Annotated in this window: 10 protein-coding genes and 2 pseudogenes; 5 read left to right on the top strand and 7 right to left on the bottom strand. The window is 68.3% G+C overall.

Going from position 1 to position 12,008, the window contains the following annotated elements; translation table 11 throughout:
• Positions 1–86: 86 nt before the first annotated feature.
• Complete coding sequence (locus ACFQ6X_RS14700; protein ID WP_383181201.1) at positions 87–1,448, top strand: alpha/beta hydrolase; 1,362 nt, start codon at positions 87–89, stop codon at positions 1,446–1,448.
• Positions 1,449–1,586: 138 nt separating this feature from the next.
• Here the strand turns inward: ACFQ6X_RS14700 and ACFQ6X_RS14695 are convergent, their stop codons facing one another.
• The 3 genes from ACFQ6X_RS14695 to ACFQ6X_RS14685 form a co-directional block, all read right to left on the bottom strand.
• Positions 1,587–2,762: a serine hydrolase domain-containing protein gene (locus ACFQ6X_RS14695; RefSeq protein ID WP_383181198.1), complete on the bottom strand. Its 1,176-nt coding sequence runs from the start codon at positions 2,760–2,762 to the stop codon at positions 1,587–1,589.
• Between the two features lie 246 nt (positions 2,763–3,008).
• Complete coding sequence (locus ACFQ6X_RS14690; RefSeq protein WP_383181196.1) at positions 3,009–3,890, bottom strand: alpha/beta fold hydrolase; 882 nt, start codon at positions 3,888–3,890, stop codon at positions 3,009–3,011.
• A 471-nt stretch (positions 3,891–4,361) separates the two neighbouring features.
• Positions 4,362–4,805 (bottom strand): VOC family protein, encoded by a 444-nt coding sequence (locus ACFQ6X_RS14685; protein ID WP_383181193.1) that lies wholly within the window; start codon positions 4,803–4,805, stop codon positions 4,362–4,364.
• Between the two features lie 347 nt (positions 4,806–5,152).
• Between ACFQ6X_RS14685 and ACFQ6X_RS14680 the strand changes: the two are divergent.
• A pseudogene (locus tag ACFQ6X_RS14680) lies at positions 5,153–5,996 on the top strand (IS5 family transposase).
• Between the two features lie 19 nt (positions 5,997–6,015).
• Here the strand turns inward: ACFQ6X_RS14680 and ACFQ6X_RS14675 are convergent.
• Entirely contained in the window at positions 6,016–6,873 is an 858-nt protein-coding gene (locus ACFQ6X_RS14675; RefSeq protein ID WP_383181190.1) for an alpha/beta fold hydrolase, read from the bottom strand.
• 100 nt (positions 6,874–6,973) lie between these two features.
• Between ACFQ6X_RS14675 and ACFQ6X_RS14670 the strand changes: the two genes are divergently transcribed.
• Positions 6,974–7,384 (top strand): winged helix-turn-helix transcriptional regulator, encoded by a 411-nt coding sequence (locus tag ACFQ6X_RS14670; protein ID WP_383181187.1) that lies wholly within the window; start codon positions 6,974–6,976, stop codon positions 7,382–7,384.
• Positions 7,385–7,912: 528 nt separating this feature from the next.
• Positions 7,913–8,638: a hypothetical protein gene (locus ACFQ6X_RS14665; RefSeq protein WP_383181184.1), complete on the top strand. Its 726-nt coding sequence runs from the start codon at positions 7,913–7,915 to the stop codon at positions 8,636–8,638.
• 498 nt (positions 8,639–9,136) lie between these two features.
• Here ACFQ6X_RS14665 and ACFQ6X_RS14660 read toward each other — a convergent pair whose 3' ends face one another.
• Positions 9,137–9,673 carry a hypothetical protein gene (locus ACFQ6X_RS14660; RefSeq protein ID WP_383181181.1) on the bottom strand — a complete coding sequence of 179 codons (537 nt, stop codon included), beginning with the start codon at positions 9,671–9,673 and terminating at the stop codon, positions 9,137–9,139.
• 535 nt (positions 9,674–10,208) lie between these two features.
• Here ACFQ6X_RS14660 and nadE point away from each other — a divergent pair.
• Positions 10,209–11,039 carry an ammonia-dependent NAD(+) synthetase gene (gene nadE / locus ACFQ6X_RS14655; protein WP_383181178.1) on the top strand — a complete coding sequence of 277 codons (831 nt, stop codon included), beginning with the start codon at positions 10,209–10,211 and terminating at the stop codon, positions 11,037–11,039.
• Positions 11,040–11,121: 82 nt separating this feature from the next.
• Here the strand turns inward: nadE and ACFQ6X_RS14650 are convergent, their stop codons facing one another.
• Both ACFQ6X_RS14650 and ACFQ6X_RS14645 read right to left on the bottom strand, forming a co-directional pair.
• Positions 11,122–11,535: an HAD family hydrolase gene (locus tag ACFQ6X_RS14650; protein WP_383181175.1), complete on the bottom strand. Its 414-nt coding sequence runs from the start codon at positions 11,533–11,535 to the stop codon at positions 11,122–11,124.
• Positions 11,505–11,843 (bottom strand): annotated as a pseudogene (locus ACFQ6X_RS14645) (HAD family hydrolase); the annotation flags it as partial. The pseudogene ACFQ6X_RS14645 and the gene ACFQ6X_RS14650, both read right to left, overlap by 31 nt.
• Between the last annotated feature and the right edge of the window lie 165 nt (positions 11,844–12,008).

The raw sequence follows: 12,008 nt of genomic DNA, 5'->3' as shown, positions 1-12,008 counted from the left end.
CCTTACGAAGCACGGCCGTGGTCGCGTGCGCCGCTTTCGCCGGCGGTGCCGGTTTCACTGCCGCACCCATCGTGACCGCGGCGCCCATGACCGCCGGCGCTCTGCAGTGGGCCCCGTGCGACGCTCCGGGCAACCCGGGCGCCGAGTGCGCCACCCTCACGGTGCCGGTCGACTGGGCCGATCCGGACGGGCCCACGCTCGGCCTGGCCGTGGCCCGCCGCCAGGCCACCGGTCCCGGCACGCGCGTCGGCTCGATGGTCTTCGGACCCGGGGGGCCGGGCGACTCCGGCGTGGAGCGGGTGGTGGCCGGAATCAGCCGGTTCAGTCCCGAGGTCCGCCGCAGGTTCGACATCGTCAGCTTCGACCCGCGTGGCGTGGGCCGAAGCAACCCGGTGACGTGCTCCGGCGATCTGCTCGCGCAGCGGCCGTCACCGCAGCTGGCGAGCCAAGCGGACTTCGACGCCACGGTGGCCTACAACAAACGGCTCCGGGCCGACTGCCGGGCACGCACCGGCCCGGTGTTCGACCACCTGGACACCCTCCAGACGGTCCGGGACCTGGACGCCTTGCGGGCCGCAATCGGCGAGGCCGAACTGACGTTCCACGGCAGCTCGTACGGCACGCTGCTCGGGGCGGAGTACGCCGAGACCTATCCGCACCGAGTACGGGCGATGGTCCTGGAGAGCGTGATGGACCACAGTGTTGCCACCACCCGCGAATTCCTGCGGTCGGAGGCGATAGCCGCACAGGACTCGTTCGACGAGTTCGCGAAATGGTGTGCCGGTGACTCGACCTGCGTACTGCACGACCGCGACGTCCGCACGGTCTGGCACGGCCTGCTGATCCGGGCCCGACAAGGCGAGTTGGAGGACCCCGCCAAGCCGGGAACCCGCCTCTCGTCAGCGGATCTGGTCAACAAGATCGCCTTTCGGAAGTTCTACACCGCCGACTACGCAGGCCTGGCGAAGGCCATCGCCGGAATGGCGTCGAGCGGCCCACTGCCCGCCTCGCCCACCTCGGTGTCGCCGCTTCCGCCGTCGACCCCTGTCTTCTGTACGGACTGGCGCCTCCCGGTGCACGACCACCGGCAGTACGCCTCACTCGTCGACACGATGAACAGGACCGCACCCGACCTGCCCTTCCTGCTGGCGATCCAGATGACAGCGGCGTGTCTGGGCGCGCCGACCGCCAACCCGCAGGGGCCACTGGCTGCACGCGGCGCCCCGCCGATTCTGGTGTCCAACGCCCTCCACGACCCCGCCACCGGCTACCCGTGGGCAGTCTCGGTGGCCCGACAGCTCGGCCGCAGCGGCGCGCTCCTCACGTACGAGGGCAGGGGCCACGGCAGCGTCACCCGCGGACCTTGTATGGAGGACGCCGTCGACGGCTACCTGACCGACCTGGCCATGCCACCACGTGGCACGAGGTGCCCGGCCGTGGCGTCCTGAGAGAGCCGGGTTCCGGGTTGGTTCACCCGCATGCCCGGCACCAGCGGAGCCGGGCACGTCCGGGGTCCGTGGAAAACCCATGCACGCCCAGCACCACGCCGTCCGCTGGAGGACCGGTCAGCACTTCCCGCGTCCTGTCTACCGACTACGCAACAACGCGCAGACGAAGTTCTCCTCCACGGTCCGCAGCCGCTCCAGCAGTTCCGGCTTGTTCAGCTTGTTGATCTGAGTGGTGAGGGAGACCGTCAGTGACCGCTTCCCGTCCGGGGTGGCTGCGATCAACTGTGTGTAGCCGGGGAAGTTGCCCGTGTGGCCGTACACCACGCCGCAGCGGGTGGTGTACCGGAAGATGGCCAGACCGGCTTTGTTCTCTCCGGGCCCCGCGGGTTCGGATGCGCCGTTCACCCAGTTCAGCTGCTGTCGGCGTGTCCGGTCGGAGATCAGCCTTCCGCCGGCGTAGCCGCGGATGAAGGCCGTCATGTCCTTCGGCGTAGAGATGATGCCGCCCGATGCCCACACGCCCGACGCACTCAGTGCCTCGCTGACGTCCTCGGGTGGGTTCGGCGGCGTGACGTCGTAGCCGTGCATGTACGGCTCGGGAATCCGGTAGCCCTGCGGCAGGGTCGTGCTGCGCAGATCCAACGGGCGGTACACGAGCTGGGCGAGCAGTTCTTCGTAGCGGCGGCCTGTCACCGCCTCCGACATCAGCGCCACGGCGATGTTGTCGGAGTTGGAGTAGGCGTACCGGGACCCCGGACGGAAGACCAACGGCTCGTCGGCCACGAAGTCGAGCAGTCGGCGGGAGTCGAAGCGGCGACGCGGGTTCTCGGCCAGCAGGGCCAGGAACTCCGGGTCCGCGGTGTAGTCCGGGAGTCCGCTGGTGTGGTTGAGAAGCTGCCGCAGCGTGACCCGGTGCCATGCGCGCGGTAGCCGGGGAAGCACCTTCCCGATGGTGTCGTTCAGGCGCAGCTGCCCGCGGTCGACGAGCTGAAGGGAGACCGCGCCGCTGTACGCCTTCGCCGTGCTGGCGATGCGCATGTGGTCGGTGACCTCGATGGGACGGTCGGTGCCGACCTCGGCAACGCCGGCCCGGAAGACCTCGGTGCGGGACCCGCGCTTGAGGACGGCAATCGCTCCGGGCGGTCCGCCGGGCGCTGTGGTGAGTTCCTGCAACTGCCGTCGCAGTGCGCGGCCGCCGTCGGCGGGAACCTCCGCGGCGGCTTGGGCCGGGGCGTGCACCAGCCCGGCCAGGCAGGCAGCGGCCAGCAGGGCGACAAGGGGGAGGCGGGCCTGCGGGGAGCTGGGAACTGGCACGGAAGGACTCCTGACGCGTGAGCGCTGTGGGACGTCCAGCTTCACCCGCCGGTCAGGAACCTGCGCGCGGCCTTGCTCCAACCAGCCGACAGCGGGACACGGGCGGCACAGAGACTCCCACCGGCATCTCTTCCTGAGGCCGTACCGAGCACGTGGTCCGCACTCGTGTCCGCCATTTGTCCGGGGACCGGGCGCTCGGTGCCGTCGGAGGTGTCCCCGGCCGGGGCGTGTGACGGCAAGGAGGGCTCAGCGGGTGTGCGCGTCCAAGGCGTCGATGATCTGGGCCCAGAGCTCGCGGGGACGGTCGTGTCCCATGTCGGGGAGCAGGAGGAGTTGCGCTCCCGGTATCAGGTCAGCCGTGCGCCTTCCGCCGCTCGGGTCGATCAGCGTGTCGTCCAGACCGTGGATCACCAAGGTCGGCATCCGAAGCTTGCGGAGGGCGTCGGCGCGTGAGCCGGCGAGAATCATTGCCCCGAGTTGCCGCCCGGTTCCGGCTGGGTAGTAGGCGCGGTCGTAGCTTTCGGCAGCCAGCTCGCGAAGCCGTGCGGGGTTGCCGTAACGCTTGGAGGCCCACGTCAGTTCTCTGTCCGCCGCTGCGACGTACCCCTCGCGATCGGTTGGCTTCGGGCTGGAGAGCACTGCTTGGGCCTCGGCACTGGACCGGCCGTAGTCGGGCTCGCCGGTCGAGGACATCATCGACGTCAGGGTCAGCACGCGCGCCGGCTGGTTGACGGCCATCGTCTGGGCGATCATGCCGCCCATCGAGGATCCGACCACATGAGCTCGTTCGATTCCGAGCGCGGTGAGCAGGCCGAGGCCGTCGTCGGCCATGTCCGTCAGTGTGTAGGGCACCATCGCGAGGGCGGACGCGATGTCTCCCGAGCTCACGGTGCTGATCAGTCGACCCGTGTCGACGGGGTGCTCGTCGAACTTGGTGGACAGCCCGCAGTCGCGGTTGTCGTACCGGATCACGTAGCGCCCGCGCGCTGCGAGTGCACGGCAGAAGTCCTCGTGCCAGGCGATCATCTGGGCACTGAAACCCATCACGAGCAGGACAGCCGGGTCAGCTGGATCACCGAAGGTCTCGTGCTGGATCGACACTCCGGGCGCGGCTTCAATCATCGGCATGCTGGGAGTGTCCCAGCATCGCCCGTCTGCGCGCACCCGGGTATCGGCGACGCTCGACCGGCACGTGCGACAGCGGCTGGTGCAGCCCGCCAGGCCCCTTTTTCGAGGCCCGCTGTGTCCTCGGGTGCTCCAGCAGAGCTGCCAAGGACTGGGCACTGGCGGGGAACCGTGCCCAGGCCACCCGACGTCCTTGCCGGGAACGGACCCGGAACGTACAGAAGGCTCGCCCCTTGCCCGGACAGCGCGACCGACAATGCCGCCGACGAGGACGATTACGAGCCCGCGACGCGGCGTCACCGTCACGACGTCCGGCGTCCTGTGGCGGCACCGGGGAACTCTGGCCGGTGCGACGCTACCCGTCGCCCGCCTCTCTGGACTGGCCTGGCTGCTGATGGCAGCCGCGATATTCGCGCTCGCCTGGCCCGCGGCTGTTGTGGGATCTCAAATACGTCGGTTGTCACCGAGCTCTGGTCAGTTGATGTCGAACTCGTTCCCCTCAGGGTCCTTCATTCCCACGGCGTAGTGGTCGATTCCTTCCTCGTCCATGACAACCGTGATGAGGGCGCCCAAGCCCGTCAAGCGGTCGGCTTCGGCGTCCACTCGCCTCTTCCGCGTCTCGATCGGATCTGTCCGGTCGCCGCTGGCATGGATGTCGATGTGCAGCCGGTTCTTCACGGCCTTCGCGTCCGGGACCACATGGAACCAGATGGCCGGTCCACCGCCCTGCGGATCGCTGATCCGGTCCGCGCCGCCGGTCAACGCTTCTTCGGGCAGCCCCAGGTCACGGTAGTAGTCGTCCCATGTGGCGAAACCGGATGGGGGCGGTGCGAGTTCATAGCCCAGTGCGGCGGCCCAGAAGTGGGCCTGGCGGTCGGGGTCGGCGCAGTCGATCACCAGCTGGTAGCGAACGGACATCGGAATTCCTTTCTCAGCCGCACAACTCGACCCGCCATCCTGCCAGTCGCGAGACGAGAGCCACGTGCCCATGGGCGGCGAAGCCGCCAAGGAGCAGGACCTGGGGCGGCGATGGGAGCCGGTGACACCTCCGATGATCGCTTCGGTCGTGGCGCGTCGGCGGACCTTGTAGTTTCTCTGCCTTTCACTCGATCAGGGGCAGCGCGCGAGTTGACGGCGAAAGAGCTGGACAGTGCGAAGGAGTAAGAGGTTGCTCGGATAGGCACGGTGGAGGACCTCGGTTGCGGAACGGACACAGGGCATAGCGATCATGGAGTTGCGACGCTCTGTGATCAATGGGGGGACCTGTGCCCGCGCTGCCCTCATGGCTGGCTGAACCACTCTGGGACCAAATTCACGGCGCTTTTGCCCGAGCGGCCGGTGTACCACCCAGACCATCAGCTCGGCTGCCATCGCCGGCGCATCAGCGACCGGGTCATCTTCGACAAGATGCTGCAACTGCTGCGCTTCGGCTGTTCATACGAGGCGATCGCCGACACAACCTGCTCGGCCACCACGATCCGCAGCCGCCGCGGCGAGTGGATACGACTGGGCGTCTTCCCCCGGCTCAAGCAGATCGCACTGGAGTCCTACGACCGGGTCGTCGGCCTCGTCCTCGACCGGATCGCCGTCGACGGAGCGATCACCAAGGCACCTGGAGGCGGGGAGGCCGCCGGACGCTCACCGGTCGACCGCGGCAGACAGGGACCGAAACGCTCGGGCATGACGGATGGATACGGCATTCCGCTGGGCCGTGTCCTGGCCGGTGCCAACCGCCACGACTCTCCGCTGCTCGCCCCGACCCTGGACCCTCTGGAGAGCCTCGGCCCGTTGCCCGACACCATCACGGTGCACCTGGACGCCGGCTACGACTCGGACGTCACTCGCGCTCTGCTCAGCGAACACGGTCTGCATGGACGCATCGCACACAAAGGGGAGAAGGCGCCTGTTCAGGCCAGTCGGCGTTGGCACGTCGAACGCACTCACGCGTGGCAGAACGCCTTTTGCCGTCTCGCCCGGTGCTACGAGCGTCGCGTCACTGTCATTGATGCCTTCTTCGACCTCGCCGGCACAATCATCACCGTGCGCAGCCTGATCCGGGGGCCCTGGACAACTCACCGCTGGGACGAACGCCCGAACCGCCGACCGTGATCCTTCGGCCCTGCTCCAGTCACTTCGTCAGATCGGCGGAGAGGAAGGGATCAAGGAGCGCGAACAAGGCGTCGGGGCGGTCGAGGGGGATGATGTGGCCGCAGTCCTGGAGATGGTGTCCGACCAGGTCATCGGCGATGGGACGGAGTTGGTGTTCGAGCCCGGTGCCGACGGGGTGAGAGCCGACGGCCATGGTGGGCATGGTGAGCCGAGCCGTCGCGGCGGCGTCCTGGATCTGCTGTGCGCTGGTGGGCAGGGCCCGGTAATAGGAGAACGCGCAGCGAAGGGCCTCGCTCCCGGTGTACGCGTGGACGAAGGCCGCGCGGATGTCGTCGGGTACTCCTCGCCCGAGCGTCCCCGAGTCGAGGAACCAGTCGATATACGAGGCCTCGTTGCCGGCCAGGACGGTCTCGGCGAGGCCGGGGACGGCGTGGAAGCCGAACCACCACGGGGCGCCGCCCGCGACGATGTGTTCGGCTCCGGACAGGCGGCCGAGTAGTGCTTCCATCACGACCAGGCGCCGGACGAGGCCGGGTCGGCGCAGCGCGAGCAGGACGGCGGGGGCGGTACCCGCGTCTATGCCGACCACCGCTGCCGAGGGCTCGCCGAGTGCGTCGAGCAGCCCTTCGGCGTCGGCGGCGAGGGTGCCGGCGTCGTAACCCTCGACGGCACGTGCACTGGCACCAAAGCCTCGCAGGTCCGGGGCGATGACCCGGTACCGCCCGGCCAGTTGCCCCATGATCCCGCTCCAGAGTTGCCAGGTGTGCGGGAAGCCGTGCAGCAGGAGTACCGCAGGTCCGTCCCCGGCGATTGCGACGTTGAGCTGGACGCCGTTCGTCGTTATGCGATGCAGTCGGTGTACGGCAGTGGCGGGCATGATGGCTCCTCCGGCTGGTTACCATTGGTGACCTCAGAACGATAGGTAACTGTCCGGCCGCTTCCTAGACGGCACTTTCAGGGAAGGTGGTGAGCCACAGGTGACCACTCGAGGAGCCCGGGCCGCCGGTCGTGGGGTACGCGGTGATCTTTTCGATCCCTGGTGCCCTACGCGGCAGTTGCTGGACCGCATCGGTACGAAGTGGACGTCCATGGCCGTCAAGACGCTCGCCGATGCCGCACCGGACGAGGTGCGTTTCGCGGAGTTGAGACGCCGGATGCCCGGCGTCTCGCAGAAGATGCTGTCCGTGACGCTGCGAAGCCTGACCCGCGACGGGCTGGTGTCGCGCCGGGTCGAACCGACCGTGCCGCCGCGGGTCTTCTACCGACTCACCGGACTCGGGCTGTCCCTGGAAACCGCGCTTGCGGGGCTGCGAACCTGGGCGGAGGAGCACATGACCGAGATCAACCGCGCCAACGAAGCCAACGACCAAGAGGTCGATGAGGGATAGGCAGGCCGGTTCCGCGTCCAGTACTGGTGGCTCGACTACTCGATGTAGTCGGCGTCCCCGCCCTGCTACCACGTAGGAGATGGAGGGGATGTCGTCGGCGCAGTGACTGGTGACGAAGGAGCTGGTGAAAGACGACGGGGAGATGATGCTCGACGACGGCATCTCCCGGTTCTGCCCGGAGCACTCCAAGATCCTTAAGTCGCCGTCGAGGGCACCTGTCCGCGGTGCCTCTAAGCCGGTCAGGTGTCTGGGTGGGCGTCCGTCTTCAAGGCCCACGCGCTGCCCGGACAGCCTGCCGGGAACGGCGGGAAGCGGTGGCCCTTCAACTCGGTGCTCCAGTGGTGGGCCCCACCGCAGCTTCTCGTGTACGTCGCCTCGCGGAACCCCGCAACTCAGGGGCCACCGACAGGAATGAAGAATTTTATTTCGAACAAACGTCGGCGCCACCGGATACTCTCCGCTGATCATCGCCGTCGGGGAGGGGCTGGGGCTATGGGTACGGGTAGGCGAAGACTGATTGCCGTCAGTGTGGCGGTGAGCGTTTGCATCGCGCTGCTGGGTGGATGCGGAGAACGGCGCGAGACGGCCACCCGGGACCGTCCGGACGAGCTGTCCGCGCTCGGCGGGCTCTCGCAGTTGTTGTCTTTCCGGTACGTGGCCGACTCCGGCGAGGACGACACGATGAACCAGGTACTGGAGATCAACAACGTCTCGTGGTCATCACTGGCCCCAGTCCTCACGTTTGAGGCGCTCGACAAGAATCGCCGCGTCCTGCACGACGTTGAGGTGAAAACGGTCTACGGCAGCGATCGGGGCGCCCTGGTGGTCCCGCAAGGGCAGTTCTACGACGTCCTGAGGTTTTCCGGCATCGGCCAGGAGGACGTCGTGGATGTCCGTGTGACCGTCGGGAGCGTGGCCATGACTCGTCTCCCGGCCTCCCAAGGGGAGTTCGAGGTGCCTACTCAGGCCGTGGACAGCCGCGGGCGGGACATGAGCCGGTTCGAACGCTTCGCTGGGGTCAAGCTGACCAACGACAACGACTTCCCGGTCACCGTGCGAGTCGTCTACATCGTGTGGGACCAGCCGGAGGAGGGCGACACCCAGCAGGCGGTCGAAGTAACACCGGTCGGTGGCCTGACCGTCGTGCCAGCCGGCAGCACCGAGACGGTCAAGGTGACGGGGGCAGCGAAGGCGGCAGTGGCACGCAGTTCCGACGGGCCGGCCGTCAGCATCAAGACGTTCTACTCGCAGTAGGCATACGCACGAGGTCCGGCCCGGCCGGTGGCGCACCGACCGGGCCCGAGGATCACGGCTGCTTGGCCTTCTCCTTCGCGGTGGCCTCAGTACCGTTGAACAGCACCTGGCCGTCGCTTGTCTCGGCGACGACTTGTTCTTCTTCTGCCAGGCGCAGGGCATCAGGCAATTCGACCGCCCTGTCATGGCGGTGGCGAGCAGCGGCGACGAGTGCCCGGGGACAGGAGCGGACAGGACCGCGGACCGCAGCGTTCGGTCCGCCAGTCACCGGAGGCAGAGTCGGCCACTCGCCACTTCACCTGATAGCTGGTCCCGACGCCAGCCTTGTTCCTACGCGCTACGAAGCCCGCCATGGCGGAGAGTCACGCTGACTGTTCCCACCGTGTCCCCGCGGTTATCGAGAATCGGCCAGGATCGAGGTCTCTCCGCAGCTCAGAATGCCTGCCAAGGAAACGACCGGAGCCCCCGTCAGACGACTCCGCGCACGGCACGTCGGGGTCAGTCGGTGATGTACCAGTTGTTCTTGAGGTACTCCAGCGTGTAGCTGCCGAGGTCGCTCTCCGAGAAGGAGGCGGAGGACCTGACCGCCTCGACCGGCATCTCGATCTTGGCGGGCGTACGCACGGCGATGCGCTGCGGATCGACCGTCGCCGTTTTCAGGGCCGCCTTCTGCGCGGGCGAGATCATCTGGAACACCGCGGCGTACGTCGACGTGCACCGACCGAGCCCCTGGTCCTCTGCCTTCTTCGCCGCGGGTCCAGCCACTTCGCAGACCGTGTCGATGTCCTCACGGCCCAGGGCGTGGAGGTACTGCTCGTACCGCTGGATCGCGCCCTCCTCCGTCCTGGGCACAGGCTGGTCGCCGGTCGGCTCGGCCGACGGCTTCTCGGTCCGAGCGGACGCGGAGGGAGTTGCCGACGGTTCATCGGACCGCGTGGACGCGGACGGTTGCGGAGGCTTCGCGCCCGTGTCCTCCTTCGCCTCATCCGGACCGCACGCGCACGCCACCAGCGCCACACAGGTCGATACCAGCACGCTCACCATCGTCCGCGCTCTCATTCGGTCCTCTCTACGCCAGCCGACAACACGTCAAGAAGTCACGCAGGATCGGGGGGAACGGTTCCAGAGGTGGTTCAGGCGCGGCTTCGTCCGGTTCATAGGGGACCCGAGCCGAGCGAATACCGTGCCGTCGGCCACGCCCTGACGCGCTCCGGCTCGGCATCGACCTCGGCAGCCACTGAGAAGGGGCCCTGCGCTGGATCAGGACGGGGTGGGGCTTCGCCTACCGGCCCGGCCTGTGGCGGAGGCGACCGGTCTCGCCGCCGGGGGCATGCGCCGCGGGCTGGAGACCGCGCCCCGCCGTGACCTGGTGCTGAAGCGGTTGCGTCCTCCCCGTCCGTGGACGAGGAGACGCTCGGGCGTCTGTTGCTTGAAGCCGTGGTCGACGCCCAGTCGACGGGACGGGTCGGACCGCCGGGTCCATGGGTGTGCGGGCCGGTGGATACGTGCGCCGTCGTGTGAAGCTAGGGTTCCGCGACAGCACCATCGTTAACCGGAACAAGGAGCAGACGTGAGCGAGCCGGCGTCCATCGCCCTGCAGCAGAAGATCGCCCAGGAACTACAGGTCTCTGAGACCTTCGAGGCCGAGCGGGAGATCGAACGCCGGGTAGCCTTCCTCGCCGAGCGGCTGACCTCGACCGGTCTGCGCTCCCTGGTCCTCGGTATCAGTGGCGGCGTCGACTCCACCACCACCGGTCGTCTGTGCCAGCTCGCCGTCGAGCGGGCCCGCGCCGCCGGGCACGAGGCGCGGTTCTACGCGATGCGACTGCCCTACGGGACCCAGGCCGACGAGCACGACGCGCAGCTCGCGCTGTCCTTCATCCGCCCCGACCAGGTGCTGACCGTGGACATCAAGCCCGCGAGCGACGCCGCGCTCGAGGCCTCGCTGGCCGCGGGCGTGAGTTTCCGCGACGCCCACCACCAGGACTTCGTGCACGGCAACATCAAGGCCCGGCAGCGCATGATCGCCCAGTACGCGGTGGCCGGTGCGCATGACGGGCTGGTCGTGGGCACCGACCACGCCGCCGAAGCCGTCTCCGGCTTCTTCACCAAGTTCGGCGACGGCGCCGCCGACCTGGTCCCGCTGACGGGCCTGACCAAACGCCGGGTGCGCGCCGTCGCGGACACGCTGGGTGCGCCCGCCGAGCTGGTGTGGAAGCTCCCGACGGCCGACCTGGAGACCCTCGACCCGGGCAAGGCCGACGAGGACGCGCTCGGGGTCACCTACGACGACATCGACGACTTCCTGGAGGGCAAGCCGGTGGACGTGCGGGCCTTCGAAACGATCACCAGCCGCTACCGCCTCACCGACCACAAGCGCCAGCTGCCCGTAGCCCCCTGACAAGGCTGCGCTCGTCCTGGGCAGCTCCCGTCCCCGGACCTGGCCGTCTGTCGGGCGGCTCACGTACGGGTGAGGATCCCTGTCAGGCCCTCGTGCGTGACAGGTGGCCGGGGAGGTCGGTGAGCCGTTCGATGCGGAGCACCGCCTCGTCCGCCACCGGCGACGGTCCACCGGTGATGAAGTCGACGCCGCGGTCCAGCCAGATGCCGGTGAGCCCGGCGAGGGCGGCCGCGTTCACGTCGCTTTCCAGCATGTCGCCCACGTTGACCGCCTGCGCGGGGTCCGTCCGCATCCACCGGCAGGCGGCCGCGTAGGCGACGGGCTTGGCCACACCGAGCTCGGTCGGAGTCAGGACGGCTTCGAAGTAGTCCAGGAGGCCGAAGCGGGCGAGCTTGGCGCGCTGCTGCCCGGGGTCCCCGTTGGTGAGAACGGCGAGTCGCGGCCCCTGGGGGGCCGTTTCAGGTTCTCCAGGCAGGGCTGGACATCGGGATAGCACCGCCAGGAGTCCTCGAACACGGTGAGGTAGCGCTCGGCGATCCAGGCGTCCAGACGGCCAGGACTTTCCGGAACCGGCTCGCCCAGCGCCGGCAGGAAGGAACGGATCCTGCGTCGGTGGTGCTCGGCGAAGGAGCACTGACCGGCCAGGTACTCCCCCATGTGGCGCCCCTCAAGCGTCCACCACAACGTCGCCAGGTCCTCCGGTGAGGCCGTGGCGTTCGGTGCGTCCTGGACGATCTGGCCAATCGCTTCCCACACAGCGCTCCGGTGGTCGACGAGGGTGCCGTCCAGATCGAAGAAGACCATATCCGCCATGGGATGATCATCTCGTGGCTCCTGCCCCTGACGCCAGAGGTCACAGCGCCCATCGCACCCCGTCTGGCGGACCAAGCCTCCTGAAGCGCTCGATCCATCGACGACGATGACCTGGCCGTAGGCGTTCCGGAACACCCTGAATGCCTCTGGAGGGAC

Origin of the sequence: Streptomyces sp. NPDC056452 (assembly GCF_042796085.1) — a bacterium.
Taxonomy (GTDB): Bacteria; Actinomycetota; Actinomycetes; order Streptomycetales; family Streptomycetaceae; genus Streptomyces.
This window is presented reverse-complemented; position numbering and strand designations above follow the sequence as displayed.

Coding starts and splice junctions, on each gene's coding strand:
- ACFQ6X_RS14675 (WP_383181190.1), bottom strand. CDS start 6,873: ATGCCCGCCACTGCCGTACACCGACTGCATCGCATAACGACGAACGGC.
- ACFQ6X_RS14700 (WP_383181201.1), top strand. CDS start 87: ATGACCGCCGGCGCTCTGCAGTGGGCCCCGTGCGACGCTCCGGGCAAC.
- ACFQ6X_RS14685 (WP_383181193.1), bottom strand. CDS start 4,805: ATGTCCGTTCGCTACCAGCTGGTGATCGACTGCGCCGACCCCGACCGC.
- ACFQ6X_RS14690 (WP_383181196.1), bottom strand. CDS start 3,890: ATGCCGATGATTGAAGCCGCGCCCGGAGTGTCGATCCAGCACGAGACC.